At 62.4% G+C, this 20,360-nt stretch carries 23 protein-coding genes; 16 read left to right on the forward strand and 7 right to left on the reverse strand.

The window, feature by feature from the left end:
- Positions 1-79 precede the first annotated feature (79 nt).
- The 10 genes from J9892_RS06025 to J9892_RS06070 all read left to right on the forward strand — a co-directional run bounded on the left by J9892_RS06025 (position 80) and on the right by J9892_RS06070 (position 5,409).
- A complete protein-coding gene (locus tag J9892_RS06025) occupies positions 80-421 on the forward strand; it encodes a DUF4406 domain-containing protein (protein WP_210538079.1) in 342 nt (113 codons plus the stop codon).
- Positions 418-1,077, forward strand: a complete 660-nt coding sequence (locus J9892_RS06030) for a hypothetical protein (RefSeq protein ID WP_210538080.1) — start codon at positions 418-420, stop codon at positions 1,075-1,077. Before J9892_RS06025 ends, J9892_RS06030 begins: the two co-directional genes overlap by 4 nt.
- Complete coding sequence (locus J9892_RS06035) at positions 1,074-1,916, forward strand: MT-A70 family methyltransferase (protein ID WP_210538081.1); 843 nt, start codon at positions 1,074-1,076, stop codon at positions 1,914-1,916. Before J9892_RS06030 ends, J9892_RS06035 begins: the two co-directional genes overlap by 4 nt.
- Positions 1,913-2,827: a DNA cytosine methyltransferase gene (locus J9892_RS06040; protein ID WP_210538082.1), complete on the forward strand. Its 915-nt coding sequence runs from the start codon at positions 1,913-1,915 to the stop codon at positions 2,825-2,827. Before J9892_RS06035 ends, J9892_RS06040 begins: the two co-directional genes overlap by 4 nt.
- Positions 2,824-3,060 (forward strand): hypothetical protein, encoded by a 237-nt coding sequence (locus tag J9892_RS06045; protein WP_210538083.1) that lies wholly within the window; start codon positions 2,824-2,826, stop codon positions 3,058-3,060. The genes J9892_RS06040 and J9892_RS06045 overlap by 4 nt, the downstream gene beginning before the upstream one ends.
- Before the next feature lie 87 nt (positions 3,061-3,147).
- Positions 3,148-3,735: an ASCH/PUA domain-containing protein gene (locus tag J9892_RS06050; RefSeq protein WP_210538084.1), complete on the forward strand. Its 588-nt coding sequence runs from the start codon at positions 3,148-3,150 to the stop codon at positions 3,733-3,735.
- Positions 3,732-4,163: a hypothetical protein gene (locus J9892_RS06055; protein ID WP_210538085.1), complete on the forward strand. Its 432-nt coding sequence runs from the start codon at positions 3,732-3,734 to the stop codon at positions 4,161-4,163. The genes J9892_RS06050 and J9892_RS06055 overlap by 4 nt, the downstream gene beginning before the upstream one ends.
- On the forward strand, positions 4,156-4,728 hold the full coding sequence (locus J9892_RS06060) for a 3'-5' exonuclease (RefSeq protein WP_210538086.1): 573 nt from the start codon (positions 4,156-4,158) through the stop codon (positions 4,726-4,728). The genes J9892_RS06055 and J9892_RS06060 overlap by 8 nt, the downstream gene beginning before the upstream one ends.
- Positions 4,725-5,204: a single-stranded DNA-binding protein gene (gene ssb, locus J9892_RS06065; RefSeq protein WP_210538087.1), complete on the forward strand. Its 480-nt coding sequence runs from the start codon at positions 4,725-4,727 to the stop codon at positions 5,202-5,204. The genes J9892_RS06060 and ssb overlap by 4 nt, the downstream gene beginning before the upstream one ends.
- 10 nt (positions 5,205-5,214) lie before the next feature.
- Positions 5,215-5,409: a hypothetical protein gene (locus J9892_RS06070; RefSeq protein ID WP_210538088.1), complete on the forward strand. Its 195-nt coding sequence runs from the start codon at positions 5,215-5,217 to the stop codon at positions 5,407-5,409.
- Here the strand turns inward: J9892_RS06070 and J9892_RS06075 are convergent.
- A complete protein-coding gene (locus J9892_RS06075) occupies positions 5,356-6,732 on the reverse strand; it encodes a site-specific integrase (protein WP_349237044.1) in 1,377 nt (458 codons plus the stop codon). The two genes, J9892_RS06070 and J9892_RS06075, sit on opposite strands and share 54 nt — an antisense overlap.
- On the opposite strand from J9892_RS06075, the gene sbcB reads away from it, so the two are divergent.
- Positions 6,731-8,158, forward strand: coding sequence for an exodeoxyribonuclease I (gene sbcB / locus J9892_RS06080; protein WP_210538090.1), 1,428 nt, complete (start codon positions 6,731-6,733; stop codon positions 8,156-8,158). The two genes, J9892_RS06075 and sbcB, sit on opposite strands and share 2 nt — an antisense overlap.
- Before the next feature lie 148 nt (positions 8,159-8,306).
- Entirely contained in the window at positions 8,307-8,813 is a 507-nt protein-coding gene (locus J9892_RS06085) for a hypothetical protein (protein WP_010674463.1), read from the forward strand.
- 58 nt (positions 8,814-8,871) lie between these two features.
- Here J9892_RS06085 and J9892_RS06090 read toward each other — a convergent pair whose 3' ends face one another.
- Entirely contained in the window at positions 8,872-10,587 is a 1,716-nt protein-coding gene (locus J9892_RS06090) for a glycoside hydrolase family 36 protein (protein ID WP_180911624.1), read from the reverse strand.
- A 130-nt stretch (positions 10,588-10,717) separates the two neighbouring features.
- On the opposite strand from J9892_RS06090, the gene J9892_RS06095 reads away from it, so the two are divergent.
- The 3 genes from J9892_RS06095 to cdd all read left to right on the forward strand — a co-directional run bounded on the left by J9892_RS06095 (position 10,718) and on the right by cdd (position 12,930).
- The gene (locus tag J9892_RS06095; RefSeq protein WP_010674461.1) at positions 10,718-11,077 is read left to right on the forward strand and encodes a CidA/LrgA family protein; all 360 of its coding nucleotides are present in this window, start codon (positions 10,718-10,720) and stop codon (positions 11,075-11,077) included.
- A 58-nt stretch (positions 11,078-11,135) separates the two neighbouring features.
- Entirely contained in the window at positions 11,136-11,822 is a 687-nt protein-coding gene (locus J9892_RS06100; protein WP_210538091.1) for an LrgB family protein, read from the forward strand.
- A gap of 226 nt (positions 11,823-12,048) precedes the next feature.
- On the forward strand, positions 12,049-12,930 hold the full coding sequence (gene cdd / locus J9892_RS06105) for a cytidine deaminase (RefSeq protein WP_010674459.1): 882 nt from the start codon (positions 12,049-12,051) through the stop codon (positions 12,928-12,930).
- A 609-nt stretch (positions 12,931-13,539) separates the two neighbouring features.
- On the opposite strand, the gene J9892_RS06110 is transcribed toward cdd, so the two are convergent.
- From J9892_RS06110 to J9892_RS06120, 3 genes are all read right to left on the reverse strand, one after another.
- A complete protein-coding gene (locus J9892_RS06110) occupies positions 13,540-15,204 on the reverse strand; it encodes an AMP-binding protein (protein ID WP_043155860.1) in 1,665 nt (554 codons plus the stop codon).
- A 99-nt stretch (positions 15,205-15,303) separates the two neighbouring features.
- On the reverse strand, positions 15,304-15,582 hold the full coding sequence (locus tag J9892_RS06115) for a YfcL family protein (protein WP_010674457.1): 279 nt from the start codon (positions 15,580-15,582) through the stop codon (positions 15,304-15,306).
- Positions 15,583-15,689: 107 nt separating this feature from the next.
- The gene (locus J9892_RS06120; protein WP_210538092.1) at positions 15,690-16,805 is read right to left on the reverse strand and encodes an ATP-NAD kinase family protein; all 1,116 of its coding nucleotides are present in this window, start codon (positions 16,803-16,805) and stop codon (positions 15,690-15,692) included.
- Positions 16,806-16,921: 116 nt separating this feature from the next.
- On the opposite strand from J9892_RS06120, the gene J9892_RS06125 reads away from it, so the two are divergent.
- Positions 16,922-17,644, forward strand: coding sequence for a TerC family protein (locus J9892_RS06125; protein WP_010674455.1), 723 nt, complete (start codon positions 16,922-16,924; stop codon positions 17,642-17,644).
- Positions 17,645-17,730: 86 nt separating this feature from the next.
- Here J9892_RS06125 and aroG read toward each other — a convergent pair whose 3' ends face one another.
- Positions 17,731-18,786 (reverse strand): 3-deoxy-7-phosphoheptulonate synthase AroG, encoded by a 1,056-nt coding sequence (aroG, locus tag J9892_RS06130; protein WP_010674454.1) that lies wholly within the window; start codon positions 18,784-18,786, stop codon positions 17,731-17,733.
- A gap of 196 nt (positions 18,787-18,982) precedes the next feature.
- A complete protein-coding gene (gene aroA / locus J9892_RS06135) occupies positions 18,983-20,263 on the reverse strand; it encodes a 3-phosphoshikimate 1-carboxyvinyltransferase (RefSeq protein ID WP_010674453.1) in 1,281 nt (426 codons plus the stop codon).
- Positions 20,264-20,360 lie beyond the last annotated feature (97 nt).

Below are 20,360 nucleotides of genomic sequence, written 5' to 3' on the forward strand. Positions count from 1 at the left end.
ACACCCTTAAATATGCGCTTGACGCATTTGCGCATAGCGCATATCTTTATCCCAGATACACCAGTAAACGGGATGAACCATGTCGAACCAGCAACGCAAAATCATCTACATCGCAGGGCCAATGTCTGGCCTGCCGGAATACAACCGCCCTGCCTTCAACACCGAAGCGCTCCACCAGCAGCAAAAAGGCCACGTCGTACTCAACCCGGCAACCCTGCCGGACGGCCTCACCCAGCAGCAATACATGCAGCTCTGCTGCCCCATGGTGATGATGGCCGATGAGGTGATCATGCTTCCTGCCTGGATTGACTCCCAAAGAGCAACCGCCGAATTCAACCTCGCCATGGAGTGCGGCAAGGTAATCCGCCAAGCCGAAGATGGCTTTGTCTGGTATCCGGAAAACACAGGGGATGCAGCATGAAACACATCGCCACCGTACCGGCCGCACTGGTAAAGGCCGCCATGCTGTTTCAGGCCAAACAGGATGTTCGCTACTACCTGAACGGCATCATGATCACCAAATCGCACATCGTCGCCACCGATGGTCATGTGATGTTCGTCTCTCCATACGAGTCAGACCTGCGCCCTGATGAGCAGATGATCATTGCCATCAAAGGCAAGATCCCGGCGAAGGCTCACAGCCTCGAGCTGCTTTATGACGATGAGAGCAAGATCGGCGTGGTTCGCTGCGTTGAGGCAAAGCCTTTCAGCATGAAGGTGAAAAACCTCATTACCGGCGAGTTCGAAGGTGTCACACCAACTGCGGCCGCTGTTCTTGATAGCCAGGGCCACCAGCAATGCGCTTTCTTCCACAAAATTGATGGCAAGTACCCAGACTGGGAACGCGCTGTACCAACTGGCGAGGCCGTCCCTACCGACCGCATCGGGATCAACTTCGACTTCTGCGCTCGCGTAGCCAAAGCATGTAAAGAGCTCGGCAGCCAATACCCGCAATGCGCCGTTAACCTGCGCGGTGCGAAAACGGCTATCGAAGTCGATCTGCAGAGCCGCCAATACGCTGGCGCCAAAGCCATCATCATGCCGTGTGCGGTGAGTCCTGTTGAGGTGGCGGCGTGAACATCGATATCTTCAACACCGATCGCAAATACCGCGTCATCTACGCCGATCCCGCTTGGCAGTTCAACAACAAGAACACCGGCGGCAGCATGACCAGCTCAGCCGAGGCGCAATACACCGTCACCAGTCTGGCCGACATGGCCGCGCTGCCGGTTGCCAAACTCGCTGACGATCACTGCCTGCTGGTGATGTGGTGGGTTGGCAGCATGCCGCAAGAAGCCATCGACCTGTGCAAGGCGTGGGGCTTCCGCCTGGTCAACATGAACGGCTTTGTCTGGCGCAAGATGACCAAGCGCTGGCTCCCACACTTCGGCATGGGGTTCACCACCCGGGCTGGGTCTGAATCTGCCCTGATTGGGGTGCGTGGCAAGGTGAGAGAGCTCATCAAGGACCGCGCCGTGCGGGCCGTCATCGAGGCAGAGGTTGGCAAGCACAGCCAGAAGCCGAACGAGTTTCGCGTTGCCATCCAGAAAATGTGCGGTGACGTGCCGCGCATCGAGCTGTTCGCCCGCGAATCCGCTGCCGGTTGGGACTGCTGGGGCAATGAAGCGCCGGCAGCAGAGGCCACCAGCGCACCGGTTAACCCGCTGGCCGATATCGAACCGCTGCACGACTGGCACAACTTCCCAGCCGTCAAGGCGGTGATGTACCGGATTGACGAAGTCGCTTACCTGACTCCGGCAAACACCCGCCTGCTGGCTGGCTATGTGCGCGACATCATCGACAGCGGAAGCGATGACGCCACTACCATGGACTGCGCCACCGATATGGCCAGCCGCCTGCTGCATCCGGATGAAGAACAGTTGCCGCTGAATATCGACAACGGGGAGGCAGCATGAAGGCAATCGATCTGTTCTCTGGCCTTGGTGGCTGGTCTACCGGCGCCGTGATGGCTGGCTGCGAAGTGCTTTGGGCAGCAAACCACTGGCAGGAAGCGGTCCACTGGCACAGCGAGAACCACCCTGGCACTCAGCACGTCTGCCAAGACCTGCACCAGGCCGACTGGACGCAAGTGCCGAGTCATGATCTGCTGCTAGCCTCCCCATGCTGCCAGGGTCACAGCAAAGCGCGGGGAAGGGCCAGCGGAAACCCGCAGCATGATGCCAGTCGTTCAACGGCGTGGGCCGTGGTATCTGCCATTGAGTTTCACCGTCCGCAAGCCGCCATCGTAGAGAACGTGCCGGAGTTCCTTGAGTGGCCGCTCTATCCGGCGTGGGCGGCAGCCATGCAGGCTCTCGGCTATGCCTTGGAGCCACATGTAGTCAACTGCGCGGATCTCGGTGTTCCGCAGGAGCGGATCCGGATGTTCATAGTCTGCACCCGCTCGGCAAACCCATTAACCCTGAACCTGCCAAAGCTGGAGCATGTACCTGCTGCACAGTTCATTGACTTCACCGCAGGGCGCTGGTCACCGATTGCCAAGCCAGGACGAGCAGAAGCGACGCTGGAGCGGGTTGCCAACGGCAGAGCGGCCCACGGTGATCGATTCGTGATGAGCTACTACGGCAACACCCGCACCGGGAGAAGTATTGAGCGACCGATCGGCACCATCACCACCCGCGATCGCTGGGCTGTCGTGGATGGCGACCGTATGCGGATGCTCACGGCAGAAGAAAACCTGCTGGCAATGAGCTTCCCGCGCGACATCAAGCGCCCAAGCAACCACCGGCTGACTGTTCACATGGCTGGCAACGCCGTTCCGCCGCTGGCTGGAAAGCGAATCATCCAGGCACTGATGGAGGCAGCATGAAAATCCAACTCACCCCGGCAATGCGCATGCGCCTGTTCTACGCCGAAACACTCGAGATTGAACTGCCGGAAGGCTGGGTGCTGGTCCCGAAACAGGCGACACCAACCATGATCGCCGTCGGCCAGCATGCTGACGATAACGCACCTGCCCTGTGCGATGAGCAAATCGCCAAGGTGTGGCTAGACATGGTGACCATTGCACCCACTCTCGACCAGGACGGATGGAAGCTATGACCAAACAACAAGCTGCCGGACTCACCATTCTGGCACTCAACACACTGGCCGCTTTCGTGGCGCTGGCACTGATTTAAGGGGATTGCGATGAAACACGAGCTCAAGATTAAGCCGGAATACTTCGCTGCAGTTGTCAACGGCGAGAAGACATTCGAGATCCGCAACAACACCGATCGCAACTTCCAAGTCGGCGACACCCTGATTCTCAAGTCTTGGGATGGCAAGTTCAACGGAAATTTTGTGGAAAGGACGGTCAGTTACATCACCGACTTCGAGCAAAAGCCTGGATATGTGGTGCTTGGGCTGGCAAACAAGCGCGATCATGAACTGGCCGAACAGCTTGCAGATGCAACCCGCCAGTGTGGTGTGATGGCGGAGCTGCTGAGGGAGGCAATCGGCGAAGTTCCGCAAACGCAGTCATTCCCATCACGGTGCGACGCGGCACTGGCAGGAAAACTTCCACATCAACAAGATCTGAGTCTGCTTGATTTTGCAGTTACTAGCTGGCACCAGCAGGTTGCTCACCGCCCCATGGAGAACGTTTATCGCAGGACTTTGGATAGCGTATGGAGACAGGTTATCAGGTTTGCTGGTGAAGACCCTCAATCCATTATCGGACCATCTCACGATGACTTGCTCCACAAAGAGCAAAAACAGGAAGGTGGGTCTTTATGAGCATCGTTCAAGACGTGGCCGAGTGGGTTCACACCAGAGCACAGGGGGCCGTCAGCGCTGACGTGGCGGCCGAGTTCAACGTCAGCACCTCGCGGGCCAGCGGGATTATCGCAGCCATTCACCGCGAACCGAGATTCGATACCCGGGTTGAGAAATGCCAGATCTGCAACGCGCTCGGGGCGATGGCATCAGGCCGCCGCCTCTATGTGGACAAGGTCACCCCGTCACAGTGGGAATGCAAGCCGGTGATCGGCACCTATCGCAACGGCAAGACCGTCCAGTTCGGCAGCATCCACGAGGCACACCGCCAGATGGGGTTTGACCGGGAGATGATCTCACGCTGCCTGCGCGGCGAGCAGAAGCACCACCGCGGCTACCGCTGGAAGGTCGCAACAACAGAACAGAATTGTGAGGGAACTTATGCATAACGTAATGCTAGATCTGGAAACAATGGGCAAAGGCCCCCGCGCGGCCATCGTCACCATCGGGGCTGTGTTCTTTGACCCGATGACCGGTGAACTTGGCGCCGAGTTCGAGGCTCATATCCACCTGAGTGACAGTGCCCGATTCGGGGAGATGGACCCTGACACCGTGCTGTGGTGGCTGGAGCGGGGCGATGAAGCGCGCGCGGCACTCAAGCCATCAGTGAAACACTGCTCGCTGAGTGATGCACTTGCGAGGCTGTGCGAATGGATGCAGAACGGAAATAAAGGTGGTAAGCCTGATTTACAGGTTTGGGGAAACGGAGCCGGATTTGACAACGTGATCCTGCGTAACGCCTATCAGGAAACTCGGATGCCGCTAGGATGGGCGTTTTGGAATGACCGTGACGTTCGAACCATTGTGGAACTCGGACGCCACATGCTCGGCTTCGACCCTAAAAAAGATATGCCATTCGAGGGGGTGGCCCATCGCGCACTGGATGATGCCAAGCATCAGGCCCGCTACGTCAGTGCTATCTATCAAGCGCTTATGGTGGGTGGTTCAGAATGAAACGAGGCATCAACAAGGTCATCCTGATCGGCAACCTTGGTCAGGATCCGGAAGTGCGCTACATGCCAGGCGGGAACGCTGTCACCAGCATCACCCTGGCCACCTCAGAATCATGGCGCGATAAGCAGTCCGGTGAGCAGAAAGAGCGCACCGAGTGGCACCGGGTTGTTTTCTTGGGCGCGTTGGCTGAGGTTGCAGGAAAGCACCTCAAGAAAGGGACGCAGGTCTACGTCGAAGGCAAGCTGCAGACCAGAAAATGGCAGGCGCAGGACGGCAGCGACCGCTACACAACTGAGGTGTTGGTCGATAGTTTCACAGGAGTACTGCAGATGCTTGGCAGCAGGCCGCAGCAGGGCCAGCCGCAACAACCACCGGCATCACAACCACAGGGCGGATATGGCCGCCCAGCACAGCAACCGGCGCCGCCCGCTTACAACGAGCCGCCGATTGATTTTGACGACGATCTGCCGTTCTGACGGAGGCATTATGATTGAGCCAATTGAGAAAATTGAACAGAAAGAGCTGCTGGTAATGCTTGGCAAGGGACGGACCGCGCTCTATCACCTACGCAATAAAGACGCCACGTTTCCCAAGCCGATCGACCACCAGCCGCTGCGCTGGATCAAGTCACACGTCATGGCCTGGATTGACAGCCACAACCGGATCAGTGGCAACGCCTAGCTCCCGCTGGATCACTGTCCACCAGCGCTCATAGGCAGCCGCTTGATCCTCAAGCCAGTCATGTTTGTTGTAAACAGCCATCACGCCAAGCAGGGTGTGCCCCAGCATCACTTCGGTGATATGGGGCGACACCCCCATTTCCGATAACCGGGTCGACAGCGTTCGACGAGCATCATGAATCCGCCAATGGGGGATCCCCAGGCTGCTGCGTAAGCGGCTCACCAGCCGATTGCACGAGTGGATCTCCAACGGCCCATTCCCCTCCCCCTGACCTGGGAACAGATAGACCGGGTCCACCGACGCCATCGCGGCTCGTTCGAACAGTTGCTTGCCCACCGATGTAATGGGGCGGCGGATAGGCCTGCCGGTCTTGCTGATCTCCGCCGGCACGGTCCAGACCATAGACTCGAAATCCAGGTCCTGACGCTTGAGCGTTCTGGCCTCGGAAAGCCTGCACCCATAGACCAAGCAGAGCAGATGAATCACCTTGTTGCCGGTGCCTGCCCGGCTGGCCTCGATGGCACGCCAGATCTTGGCGACTTCGGGAACCGTCAACACTCGGTGTCCGGTCTTGGCGGGAGCTCCGACATCTCGAGCCCGCAGACTCATCATGTTGGGCATGTTGATCGTGCCGCGGCGAACATGCCAGTTGAAGCACGCCTTCAACGCCGTGATCACCGCCCGGGTTACCCCCGGAGCCCGCTCACTGATGGCATCGAAATAGCTCAACCACATGTCCATGGTGATCTGGTTGATTGGCCGGTCAGGCAAGCGGTTCTTCACTGACGAGAAGGTATAGCGATAGTATTTCTGGGTGCCTTCTCGGCACTCCCGCATCACGTACTTCTCGAACCACTCATCAAACAAGGCTGCAGGCGTAGGCTCATCGCCCGAGGCACTGATCGGCGCAACACCGCTTTTGAGCTCATCGGCCTTTATCCGAGCCTCTCGCAAGGTCAGAGCCGGGTACCGGCCAAGAGAGGTCCGAACCCGCTTCCCGTCGACCACATGCCGAACCTGGAACGCAACCACCCCCTTCGGTGAGACCCGGACACTCAACCCATCACCGTCGCTCACTTCGCTCGGGCCAGCATATGGTTTACCATTCACCCCTCGAAGCCAGCTATCTGATAACGCCATTGCTACCCCATTAAAATTTTGTACCACTCTCATGGGGTGTTTTGTACCAGATAATGTACCAGCAGGCCATTGAACAACGTCAGGTTTGGGTGAACGATGAAAGTGTCTTCGGAATTTGCACCTCACCAGAACAGCACTAAACCCTGAAAAATCAATCAGAAGCGTGAACATACAAGAACACATGAGCACATCAGCGAAGCAGACCACCCAGCCCACTTACTACTTCCACGACTACGAGACCTTCGGCATCAGTCCGGCCAAAGACAGACCGGCGCAGTTTGCGGGCATTCGCACCGACGGGGATTTCAACGTCATCGGCGAGCCGCTGGTGATTTACTGCAAGCCGCCGGCGGATTACCTGCCGGAGCCGGAAGCCTGCCTCATCACCGGCATCACGCCGCAAAAGGCGATGAAGGACGGGCTGTGCGAGGCGGACTTCATCCGCCAGATCCACGCAGAGTTCGCCACCCCGGGCACCTGCGTGCTGGGCTACAACAGCATCCGCTTCGATGACGAGGTGACCCGCTACACCCTCTATCGCAACTTCTATGACCCCTATGCCTACGCCTGGCAGAACGGCAACTCCCGCTGGGACATCCTCGACATGCTGCGGGCCTGCTACGCCCTGCGCCCGCAGGGGATAGAGTGGGCGTTTGACGACGAGGGCAAGCCGAGCTTCAGGCTGGAGAAGCTGACGGTGGCCAACGGCGTGGCCCACGCCAACGCCCACGATGCGCTCTCGGATGTGCTGGCCACCATCGAGATGGCCAGGCTGGTGAAAAAAGCCCAGCCCAAGCTCTTCGAGTACCTCTTTGATCTTCGCAACAAGAACAAGGTGAAGGCCCTCATCGACGTGGTGACCATGAAACCCCTGGTGCACGTCTCCGGCATGTTCTCCCCCTGGCAGGGGTGTGCGAGCTGGGTGTCGCCGCTCGCCTGGCACCCCACCAACCAGAACGCGGTGATCATGGTGGATCTGACCCGTGACCCGACTCCGCTTATCGAGCTCTCCTGCGAGGAGATCCGCGAGCGCCTCTACACCAAAAAAGAGGAGCTGGGGGATCTGGCCGGCATTCCGGTCAAACTGGTGCACATCAACAAGTGCCCGGTACTGGCCCCGGCCGCCACCCTGACGCCGGAGCGGGCGGACGAGCTGGGCATCAATCGGGCTCAGTGCCGCAAGAGCCTGGATCTGCTGCGGGCCCACCCCGAGGTGCGGGAAAAACTGGTGGAGGTGTTCAACCAGGAGTTTGCCGGCAGCACCGACGGCGACCCCGACACCCAGCTCTACGCCGGCTTCTTCGGCCACGGCGACAAGTCCACCATGGATCTGGTGCGCGCCACCCCGGCGGATCTGTTGGGGGAGCGGGAGTTTGCCTTCACGGATCCCCGTCTGCCCGAGATGCTGTTCCGTTACCGCGCCCGCAACTGGCCTCACACCTTGAGCGAAGCGGAGCAGAAGCGCTGGCGCCTGCACTGCAGCGACTACTTCAGCCGCCGCCTGCCGGATTATGTGCCGCGCCTGGAAGCCCTGGCGGAACAGAACCAGGGGAACGAACGGAACTTTGCGATTCTAAAGAGTCTCTATCACTACCTTGAAAATCTGTGAGATGTGAGCCGTTTCACAGTTAAAAACCGATGCGTTTCCCCGGCTCGCGACATAATGGGCAGGGAGCCCAAGCTCCTGATAGTGTGAATATTTAGATGCGCTGACGGCATGGATGCCGTGCTTTCGACTGTTGGGGAACTCTCGTTTTATGCGTTCAGCTCTGCCTGCTTTGACACTCGTCGCCTGTGCCCTGCTGCCCCAGGCCGCCCTCGCTGGCGCCCGGTTCGAGGTGCCAGACTACCTCTTGCGCCTGCCGGAGCAGACCTACCGGCTCATCGAGCACAACTTCAGCACCCTCTACCAGCAGACCGACTTCACCCCGCAAATCACCAACAGCTATTTCAACCACTCGGATCTCTACCGCTTCGCCGGCATTCCCCTGGCCATCACGCCGCAAAACGGCTTCCAGATGGAGGTGTTCGGCCAGCTCTACAACAAGTCGTCCCAGATCTATGCCCAGATGAGCCAGGATCTCTCCCTCTATCGCACCCTGCGGGTGGACATGATGGGGGATCAGAGCGACGAGATCGCCATCGGCATGGGGCTCGGCATCCCCCTGACAACTCGCCTCACCGTCAAGGCGCTCGCCTCCAGCAACGAGATCCCGGGCTATGGCTCCGCCAATTACGCCATCGGGATGGAGTGGCACTTCTAGAGACCATTTCGCCACGTAAAAAAGGCTCCCGAGGGAGCCTTTTTGCAGTGCAACGCCATCAGGGGTAGCGGATCACCGCCCCCTGCCCCCCTTGCAGCACCAGGGGGCTCCCCAGGGGCGTCTCGTCCCAGAAGTCCGTGCCCCCCGGCGCCAACGGGAACTCGCAGGCGTGCTCCCCCCAGTTGAACAGGCAGAGCAGCTCGCCGCCCCCGGGCAGCGCCACCCGCCCGCGCTCGAATGCCATCCCCTCGAAGCGGGCCGCCGGGGTGCGCGCGGCGCACAGGGCCAGCAGCTTGCCAAGGCGCGCCCCTTGCGCCTCGTCCAGATCCTGCAATCTGTCCCCCGCCAGTACCATGCCACCGCTCGCCACCAGGGCGGCCAGGTGGAAGTCGTACTCGGCGCGGCTCCCGTGCTGGCCCGGAATATCCCGCAGGCAGACGCAGTCGGGGTCCAGCACCCAGAGCCGCTCGTGCTGCCAGGCGCGGCAGAAGGCTTCTCGCGCTATCTGGCGAAAACGGGGGCCCTGGCGCTCCACGTCATCGCTCACCCGCATGCCGTGCACCAGGCCGAGGCTCGGCCACAGCGGCGCATTGCAGCCGAGCAGGAAAGCCCCCTCCCCGGCACCGCGCAGGATGGCGGCCATGCCGCGCCGATAGGCCTCCACCCGGGTGGCGGCGGGGTCGTGGAAGCGACCACCGTGGATGGCCCCCCAGAAGTTGGCATCGAGCTTGAAGTAGTGAATGCCCCACTGGGTACGCAGGGTGCGAAATACCTGCTCCAGGTGCGTCTGCACCTCGGGGTGGGTGCCATCCAGCACGTACCAGGGGGTGCAGCGCCAGCCCCCGTAGGTGACCCGCTCCGAGGGGAGCGGCAGGCCATCCTCCCCTTTCACGAACCAGTCAGGGTGATCCTGGAACACTTGCGAGCCGGGCTCGGCGATAAAGGGGGCGACCCAGAGCGCCGGCTCGCAACCGGCGGCGCGGATCTCCCCTGCCAGGGCCGCCACCCCCTCCTCGAACTTGGCGGAAGGGGTGAGCCAGTCCCCCATCCTGGCCTGATAGCCGTCATCTATCTGCACGTAGCGCAGGGCCGGGAAACGCTCGGCCCGCACCGCCAGGTTCTCGCGAATGTCCGCCGCGCTCACGTTCGCGTAATAGTGATACCAGGAGCACCAGCCGCTCGGGCGCGTGGGCACCTCCCCCACCAGGGAGCCGTGCTCGGCGGCGATATGCTGCGCCAGCGTCGCGAGCAGGGCCTCCCTGTCCGGCCCCTCCAGGCAGATCAGCGCCTCGCTCTGCCAGTACGCACCCGGCGCCAGGGTGCGCCCTTCGGTGTTCATCACTATCTCGAGGCGCCCGTCGGGATGGAGACGAAACTCCCCGCCAAAGCGCTGGCAGCTCGCAAAGGCCAGCAGCAGCCAGCCCCCCTCCAGCGCCACCAGCAGCAGGTTGTGCACCGTGTGGTAGCCATGATCGGCGGTGATGCGATAGACAGACGCATCGGGGCAGCGGCCCAGGTGCTCGGGGGCATTCCAGCGTCCCCCGGTCTGGGCCAGCATCTGGAACCCCTCCCCGTAGATGGCCGCGTCGGGCGCAAGTCCGAGATCCCCCTCAAACAGCCGCCAGTGGTGGACGGCCTCGGACTGCTTCCCGGTGTTGTCGAGCCTCACCCGGCAAAGCGGCCCCTCCCACTGGCGGGTTTGCAGCAGGGTGTCAGGGAGGGCGGGATCGGCGGGCAGTTGGCGCAACCGGGCCAGGAGAGAGGGGGTCGACATGGGAACTCCTTCTTGTGAATGGGGATGAAGCCGGGGCCATTGTATCCCCTGCGGGCCAGTTGACCCTGTTCCCTCCCCCCCGTGCCTGTTAAACTGCGACCTTGCTCACACTTGCCAAGATGAGGCCCCCGTGCTGCTGCAACGCACCCTGCGCTACCTTCGTGATTTTCTGGTCATCATCGCCTGTCTGCTGGCAGGCAAGGCCGTGGCGGCCATCCTGCCCTTCGCCTTCCCCGGCAGCATCATCGGCATGCTGCTGCTGTTCGTGCTGCTCTCCTTGCAGATCGTCCGCTTCTCCTGGGTCGAGCTGGGGGGCGGCCTGCTGCTGCGCCACATGGGGGTGCTGTTCGTGCCGGTGGCGGTGGGCCTGGTGGCCTGGCTCGAGCCCCTGCGCCAATCCTTCGGTCTCATCATGCTCTGCGTCGTGCTCGGCATCGTGCTCATCCTGGGCGCGGTCGGCCACCTCTATCAAAGGATGAACAAGCCATGATCCTCTGGTTCGCCCTGCCCCTCACCTCACCTTACCCTGTCATCACAAGGATGCAGCCATGATCTTCTGGTTGGCCATTCCCCTCACCCTGGCCCTCTATTTCATGACCCGGGCCCTCTACCGCCGCCTGCCCTGGCCCGTCATCAATCCGGTGCTGATCCCCACCGCCGTCATCATCGGCCTGCTGCTCTGGCTCGATCTGCCCCTGGATCAGTACCAGCAGGGGGCCTCGCCCCTGACCGCCCTGCTGGAACCCGCCGTGGTGGCCCTGGCCCTGCCGCTTTACCAGCAGGCACGCCAGATCCGCGACAAGCTCACACCCATCCTGGCCTGTACCCTCACCGCGGTGCTCATCTCGGTCTGCACCACCCTGGTGGTCGGCCACCTGATGGGGGCGGATCCGGCGCTGCTCGCCTCCATCGCCACCAAGTCCATCACCACGCCGCTCGCCATGAGCGTCAGCCAGTCCCTCGGCGGCATTCCCGCCATCGCCGCCGCCGTGGTGGTGGTGGTGGGGATCCTGGGGGCCCTGGCGGGCTATCCCCTGCTCAAGCTGATGCGGGTCACCGACCCCGAGGCCCAGGGACTCGCCATGGGAGCCTGCGCCCACGCCATCGGCACCGCCGCCTCCGCCGAGCAGGGGGTGACCCAGGGCGCCTTCTCGTCGCTGGCCATGGTGGTGTGCGGCGTGCTGACCGCGGCCATCGCCCCCCTGCTGTTCGCCCTCTACCACTGGCTGACCTGATCCCCGCTGCCGTGGCCGCCCCTGCGGCCATGGCCTCTGTGCCCTTTCACCGTTTCCATCCGATACCCTCGCCTCCCTGATGCCGGGAGCTGGCGCACAGATTGCGAAAGACAAACGTTTCCTTTACCATCCCCGCCCCTTTGCCCATCAAGGCGTGAGCGCGCTCACACAATTCGCCGCGCTTGCTCCCTACAATGGCCCCCCAATTGGCCTTTGAGGACACAGTATGCATCCCCGCTTTGCCAAGCCATTCGAGACCCTTTCCGCCCCGCTCCAGGCCGCCCTGCTGCCCATGCTGGGGGACGATTTCCAGGCCCGTTTCACCCCGGACCAGGTCGCGACCCTGAAAGCCGCCACCGGGCTGGATGACAGGGCCCTGCGTCTGGCCTTGCTGCCGCTGGCGGCCGCCTGCTCGGTGGCCCCCATCTCCAGGTTCTTCGTCGGCGCCATCGCCTGCGGCCTGAGCGGCACCTGGTACTTTGGCGCCAACATGGAGTTCGCGGGCCAGGGGCTGTTCCACTCGGTCCACGCCGAGCAGTCCGCCATCTCCAACGCCTGGCTGGGTGGCGAGACCGGGATCTCCGAGATCACCGTGAACTACACCCCCTGCGGCCACTGCCGCCAGTTCATGAACGAGCTGAGCACCGCCAAGACCCTGAAGGTCTCCCTGCCGGACGATCTCAGCGAGCTGCAATCCTTCCTGCCCCACTCCTTCGGCCCCGCCGATCTCGAGATCACCGATGCCCTGATGAGCCCCCAGGCCCATGACGAGCTGGTGCTCGAGAGCGACGACCCCCTGTGGCAGGCTGCGCTCGCCGCCGCCCGCCAGAGCTATGCCCCCTACAGCCAGGGCTATGCCGCGGTGGCGCTGCAGTTCGAGGACGGGCGCATCTTCTGCGGCCGCTATGCCGAGAACGCCGCCTTCAACCCGAGCCTGCCGCCGATGCAGATGGCCTGCGCCCACGCGGTGCTGGGTGGCGAGGATCTCGCCACCGTGCGCCGCGCCGTGCTGCTGGAGAGCAAGGATGGCCAGATCAGTCAGCGGGATTCGGCCCAGTCCACCCTGAAGGCCCTGGGCTCGGTCGAGCTTGAGTACAAAGCCGTCTGACCCCGGCATCCACCAACGGGAAGGGGAGCTGCGGCTCCCCTTCTTGCTCTCAGCCCCTCTCTCTGCGCCTCTGGCGCCGTGCATCAGATGCCCCCCTGCCCCATGTGAGGGCGGTCTCCCTCCGATGACCTTATTGGCAGACCTCCTCTGCGGTGGCGGGAAGCCCAGGTTAAGGGGCCAATGCCTCCCCCCCGCCCCTTGCAGCCCCCGTGTGTGACCCCAAGATGCATTCGCCCAGCCACTGGGATCCCACCTCTCCATGGATTTTGCAAATACCTTTCCCTGCCGATTCCCCCGACGCGGGGCGGCATGGCGGCGGCGGGAAAGGTCGGGGAAGGGATAAATACCTCGTCCCCGCCCCTTGCGGCCCCCGTGTGTGACCCCAAGATGCATTTGCCAAGCCACTGGGATCCCACCTCTCCATGGATTTTGCAAATACCTTCCCTGCCGATTCCCCCGACGCGGGGCGGTATGGCGGCGGCGGGAAACGTCGGGGAAGGGGTCAATGCCCCAGCCCCCTGTCGGCTTGCTTCCCCCTGAAATACAGCGGGGGAGCCACTGGCTCCCCCGCTGTCATTGATGTGGCCGATATGGCGGTACCGACCCCTGTCAGGACTCCCACAGGATGCGCTGGCTGCCGGACCAGCGTTCGCCGATGTCCGCGTATTTTTGTTCCAGCAGGTGGCGGCGGATCTTCATGGTGGGGGTCAGCACCCCGTTCTCGATGTTCCAGGGGCTCTTGACCACCAGGATGCCCCGCAGGCGAGCATGGGATTCCAGCTTGTCGTTGACCCGGTTGAGGGCGGCCTCCAGCTGGGCTTCCACCCCGGCTTTGTCCCCCTTCATGGCGCTCTCGGCGAGCTGCACCAGGGCAACCGGCTGCGGCATGCCGTAGCCGATAACGCAGAGCTGCTCGATGATGGGCTCCTGCCCGAGCATCCCCTCGATGGGCACCGGGGCCACGTACTTGCCCTTGGCAGTCTTGAAGACATCCTTCATGCGGCCGGTGATGGTGAGGTAACCCTCCCTGTCCAGCTTGCCCATGTCACCGGTGTGCAGCCAGCCCTCGGCGTCGATGGCCTCTGCACTGTGCTCGGGATCCTTGTAGTAGCCCACCATCATGCCGTCGCAGCGACAGAGGATCTCCCCCTCGTCGGAGATCTTGATGGTCACCCCGGGCCCGGCCTTGCCGACGGTGCCTATCTTGTCCGCCCGGAACGGGTAGTTGAGGGTGGAGTAGGCGTGGTTCTCGGTCATGCCCCAGGCCTCGGTGATATGGATGCCGATGCTGTGATACCACTCCAGCAGCGCCGGGGCCACCGGCGCAGAGCCGCAGCCCAGCACCCGCGCCTGATCCAGCCCCAGCCCCTTTTGCAGCTTGCTCTTGATGAGGCTGGAGACGAGGGGGATCTTGAGCAGCAGCGCCAGCTTTTTCTGGGGCAGCTTCTCGTGGATCTTGATGCGGAACATGGCCCAGAGCCGCGGCACCGAGATGAAGACGGTGGGACGGCAGCGCTTGACGTCCTCGATGAAGGTGTCGAGGGATTCGGGGAAGGCGATGGTGGCACCGCTGAACAGGCTGCCGCCGTAGATGTAGACCCGCTCCGTGATGTGGGCAAGGGGCAGGTAGGAGAAGCCGCGATCCTCGGCGGTGAGGGAGACCGCCTCCACCAGCTTCTCGCAGGACCAGGCGTAGCGCTCCACGCTCAGCATGGCCCCCTTGGGCTTGCCGGTGCTGCCGGAGGTGTAGACCAGGCTCAACAGGGCATCCGGCGCCTGCACCGGGCTGTCCGGGATGGGGTCGTATTGCGCCAGCAGATCGTCCCACTGGTGGGCGGCCGGCATGGTGTCGTAAGGCAGGGCGATACGCAGCAGATCCCCGGGCACCCCCGCCTCCTGGCTCTTCCAGTCGTCCAGCTTGCCGACGAAGATCGCCCTGGTTTCGCTGTGGCGCAGCACGTATTCGATGGTGTCGACGTTGGCGGTGGGGTAGATGGGCACGCTCACGTATCCCCCCATCTGCATCGCCAGATCGGCAATGAACCACTGGGCGCAGTTCTTGGAGAGCAGGGCTACCTTGTCACCGGGCACCAGGCCCAGGGCGCGCAGTGCCGTCACCATGCGCCGCGCCTCGTCGGCGACCTCACCCCAGGTGAAGTCGACGTATTCGCGGTGGATGGTCTGACGCAGATAGATTCGGTCGGGACACTGCCGCTCCCAGTGATAGAGCATCTCGAGCGGCAGTCTGGTGGCAATGCGTGAGGTGGAGGCCATGGTTTAATCCCTGAAACAAAAGGCGAGCCTCATTATTAACCTTTTGATAACACTCAGGGAAGCAGATTACTTAAACTTGTGTTTGAACTGCGAATGGGATCAAGCTTCCGCCTGGGCCTGCAGACGCTTCCACATCTCCTGCACCAGCACCTCGTCCTGCTCGGAGAGCTCACCCTGCAAGATGGCCTCGTTCAGGCTGCGCAGCACATAGCTCTTGACGTCCCGCACCAGGGTCTTGCCCTCCAGCTCGGCGCGCGCCACCGCAAGGGAGATGTGCCCCCGCAGATAGCCGCCCGCAAACAGCTCGTCTTCGCTGGCCGTGGCGACCATGGCGTCGATCAGTCCCAACAACTTGTGTTCAAAATCGTGAATCGTCATTTAACGCAGCCTCATTTCCGGGGTTGCCGGCAAAAAATTCGGGGAGTGGAACCGCGATCCGGTTGATCGCGGCTCTCTGGCGCCAGGCCAGCCGCATCCTTGATGTCCTATTCCGGGTTGGCCACCGGGTAGATGACCTGATCCTTGTATCCCGTGGTTATGCGCAGATAACCACTCAACGACCGGTTCAGTGCCGGATCGTCGGTGTCCACCAGCAGCGGACGGCCTTCTAGCGCCGCCAGCTTGGCTTTGGTGGCGAGCACCTGGATATGCTCGCGCCCGACGGCCCGGATCACGTCTGGACTCAATTGCTGATTTCCGCGCCCGAACAGATGTCCCTGACCGCCGATCAGGGTGATGATCAGACGGCAGCGACGGCCGCGGATCCGGGTCAGGATCTCGGCGGCGCTGAGATCCTGCCCGATAAGCCGGCCATTTTCCACCAGATCCACACCGAGCAAGGTATTTTCCAGACCCAGCTCCCCCATGCAGGCGGCCACCGTGCTCCCCGACCCCATCAGGTAGAGGGTATCGGGCTCCATCTGCTCCACCACACCGGCGGCAAGATCGGCGAGCACCAGCTCCTCGGACTCCCGCCCCCCCTGCTTGACCGCCTGCACGTAGCGCAGATCCCCGGGCACCAGCAACTGGCCGTAGTGGCGGGCGCGCACCTTGCCGGCGCGAAACGCCTCCTCGTCGATGTCCATCACCTCCGCATCCACCAGGCTCAGAAGCTCCCCTGCGATCATTCTGGCCGCCACCCGGCCACTCGCCGCCGGCGTCACCCCGTAGACCCCGGAGTGGATCTTGCACCCCGCCGGGATGCCGAGCACATGGCAGGACTCCCCCACCGCAGTGCAGATGTCACGGGCGGTGCCATCGCCACCGGCGAAGAGCAGCAGATCCACCCCGGCATCGCGCAGGGCCAGGGCGGCAGCCCGGGTGTCCTCGGCGCTCGTCTGCGCCCCGGCAGGCCGATGGACGATGCGATGGGGCAGCCCGAGCTCTGCGGCAAGCGTCTCCCCCATCTCACCGGCCACCGTCAGCAGCTCGAATGACGTGGTCAGCTCGCACAGGGGCAACAGGGCCTGGCGGGCCCGCTCCCGGGCCTTGGGGACGGCCCCGCGCGCCAGCGCCTCGGCGACCATACCGTCACTGCCCTTGAGACCGACGGCCCCGCCGATGCCGGCGACGGGGTTGATGATGAGCCCTAATCGAAACATGTTTCCCTCCTGTTGGATCGCCGCCATTTTATCTTTTCCCGCCACTGGGACAAGCCATGACCCCCTGCTAAAATGCGCGGCTTCTACCTCAATCACTGTTCAACCAAGGTTCAATCATGCTGGAATGGATTGCTGACCCCTCCGCCTGGGTCGCGCTCGCCACCCTGACCCTGCTCGAGATCGTGCTCGGCATCGACAACATCATTTTCATCTCCATCCTGGTGGGTCGCCTGCCGGAAGCCCAGCGCCAGAAAGCGCGCATCCTGGGGCTGGGGCTCGCCATGGGCACCCGCATCCTGCTGCTGCTCTCCCTGGCCTGGGTGATGCGCCTCACCGAGCCCCTCTTCACCGTGCTGGGGGAAGCCATCTCGGGACGGGATCTCATCCTGCTGGTGGGGGGTCTGTTCCTCATCGCCAAGAGCACCCACGAGATCCACCAGAGCCTGGAAGGGGCCGCCGAAGAGGCGGGTGTGGTGAGCAAGACCGCGGGCTTCCTGTCCACCCTGGTGCAGATCGCCATCCTCGACATCATCTTCAGCCTGGACTCCGTCATCACCGCCGTGGGCATGGCGGATCATGTCCCTGTCATGGTGCTGGCCATCATCATCGCCGTCGGCGTCATGATGTTTGCCGCCAAGGCCATCGGCGACTTCGTCGATACCCACCCCACCATCAAGATGCTGGCCCTCTCCTTCCTTATCCTGGTCGGGGTGGCGCTGATGGCCGAAGGGCTGGATCTGCACATTCCCAAGGGTTACATCTACTTCGCCATGGCCTTCTCGCTGGTGGTGGAGATGATCAACATCCGCCTGCGCGGCCACCAGGAGCGGGCCAAGTAAACCGCGACCTGCCGAGAGATGGCCAAACAAAAAGCGCGACCCAGGGTCGCGCTTTTTTATTGCCCCGCCAACGGGGCGCCTTGGGCTCAGAGGGCGTTGCGAGCGGCCACGGCGTCCGCCAGGTTGCGCAGCAGCACCTCGGTATCGGCCCAGCCGATGCAGGCGTCGGTGATGCTCTGGCCGAAGGTGAGCTCGCACCCGTCCACCAGATCCTGACGCCCTTCCACCAGGTGACTCTCCACCATGACGCCGAACACCGCCTTGCTGCCGGTACGCAGCTGACCGGCCACGTCCTCGGCCACCAGCATCTGGTTCTTGAACTGCTTGCTGCTGTTGGCGTGGCTGAAGTCGATCATCACTTTCTGGGGCAGACCCGCCTTGTCCAGACCACTCACCACCTCATCCACGTGACGGGCGCTGTAGTTGGGCTCGCGGCCACCGCGCAGGATGATGTGACAGTCCGGGTTGCCAGCGGTCGAGACGATGGCGGAGTGGCCGTACTTGGTCACCGACAGGAAGTGATGCGGGGCGCTGGCGGCGCCGATGGCGTCGATGGCCACCTTGATGGTGCCGTCGGTGCCGTTCTTGAAGCCCACCGGGCAGGAGAGACCGGAGGCCAGCTCGCGGTGTACCTGGGATTCGGTGGTACGGGCACCGATGGCACCCCAGCTCATCAGATCCGCCACGTATTGCGGGGTGATCATGTCGAGGAACTCGGAGGCGGTCGGCAGCCCCATGTCGTTGAGATCCAGCAAGAGCTTGCGACCCAGGCGCAGGCCGTCATTGATCTGGCAGCTGTTGTCGAGGTAGGGATCGTTGATCAGCCCCTTCCAGCCCACTGTGGTACGGGGTTTTTCGAAGTAGACCCGCATCACGATCTCCAGCTGATCTTTCAGCTCGTCGCGCAGCACCTTGAGGCGTTTGCCGTATTCCAGGGCGGCGACCGGATCGTGGATGGAGCAGGGGCCGATCACCACCAGCAGGCGATCATCGTCGCCGGCCAGGATGTTGTGGATGGCCTGACGGGATTCAAACACGGTGGCCGAGGCGGTGTCGGTCGCCGGAAACTTCTCAAGCACCGCAACCGGGGGCAATAACTCTTTGATTTCACTGATACGAACGTCGTCGGTTTGATGCTGCATGACCAAGTTTCCTGCTAGATGACTGCGATAAAGAGATCTCAATCTAGCCCTGTGCCGGGTCGGTGTAAATAGAAAATTACATTCTTCGACAAGGAATTTTATTATCGCACCTTGCAAGTTTGCATAATGCTGCTAGGAGGCATGAAAAAAGCGGGGGCAGAGATGAAAAGGCCCGCACGAAGCGGGCCGAAAGGGCTCAGGCCTGACTGACGCTGGCCAGCTTGTCGAAGTAGTCCGGGAAGGTCTTGGAGGTGCAACCCGGATCATTGATGGTGACCGGCGTATCGGAGAGTGCCACCAGGGAGAAGCACATGGCGATGCGGTGATCGTTGTAGGTGTCGATGGCCGCGTGTTTGAGCTGTGCGGGCGGGATCACGGTGATGAAGTCGTGCCCCTCCTCCACTTCCACGCCCAGCTTGCGCAGCTCGGTCGCCATGGCGTGCAGGCGGTCGGTCTCCTTCACCCGCCAGTTGTAGATGTTGCGGATAGTGGTGGTGCCCTCAGCAAACAGCGCCGTGGTGGCGATGGTCATGGCCGCATCCGGGATGTGGTTCATGTCCATGTCGATGCCGTGCAACGGCCCCTGCTCGGCCTCGATGAAGTCATCGCCCCAGGTGATGCGGGCCCCCATCTTCTCCAGTACGTCGGCGAAGTGGATGTCCCCCTGGATGCTGTTCTTGCCGATGCCGGTAACCCGCACCTTGCCCTTGATGGCGCCCGCCGCGAGGAAGTAGGAGGCGCTGGAGGCATCCCCTTCCACCAGGAAGTCCCCCGGGCTGACATAGGTCTGGTTGCCCTTGATGTAGAACACCTTGTAGTCGTCGTGCTCGATGACCACCCCGAACTGCTTCATGATGTGCAGGGTGATGTCGATGTAGGGCTTGGAGACCAGCTCCCCCTTGATGTGGATGCGGGTGTCGCCGGCCGCCATGGGGGCCGCCATCAAAAACGCCGTCAGGAACTGGCTGGAGACGGAGCCGTCGATGTGGACATCGCCACCCCAGAGCCCCTTGGCATCCACCACCAGAGGCGGATAGCCATCTTTCTTCAGGTACTGGATGTGGGCACCCGCTTCGCGCAGGGCATCCACCAGGTGGCCGATGGGGCGCTCTTCCATGCGCGGCTCGCCGCCCAGGGTGTACTCGCCGGAGCCCAGGCACAGGGCGGCGCACAGGGGGCGCATGGCAGTACCGGCATTGCCGAGGAACAGGTTGACCGGTGCCGAGACCGCGAAGCTGCGACCCAGACCGTGCACGGTGCACTCGGTCTTGTCGGCGGAGAGCTTGTACTTGACGCCGAGCTGGGTCAGCGCCGCCAGCATGTGGCGGATGTCATCGCTGTCGAGCAGGTTGGTCAGCCGGGTGGTGCCCCGGGCCAGGGCCGCCAGCAGCAGGGCCCGGTTAGAGACACTCTTGGAGCCGGGCAGATTGACCACCCCGGCCACACTAGAAATGGGTTCCAAACGCAACGAATTCATAGACTTCCTGTTCGATCTCAATTAAATCACCTGACCGGACGTTAACAGCCCGCGTCCCCCGCGGCAAGTTCGACAGTGGCACGACCGCGGGAGACGG

It is taken from the genome of Aeromonas sp. Prich7-2 (assembly GCF_017939255.1).
Taxonomy (GTDB): domain Bacteria; phylum Pseudomonadota; class Gammaproteobacteria; order Enterobacterales; family Aeromonadaceae; genus Aeromonas; species Aeromonas caviae.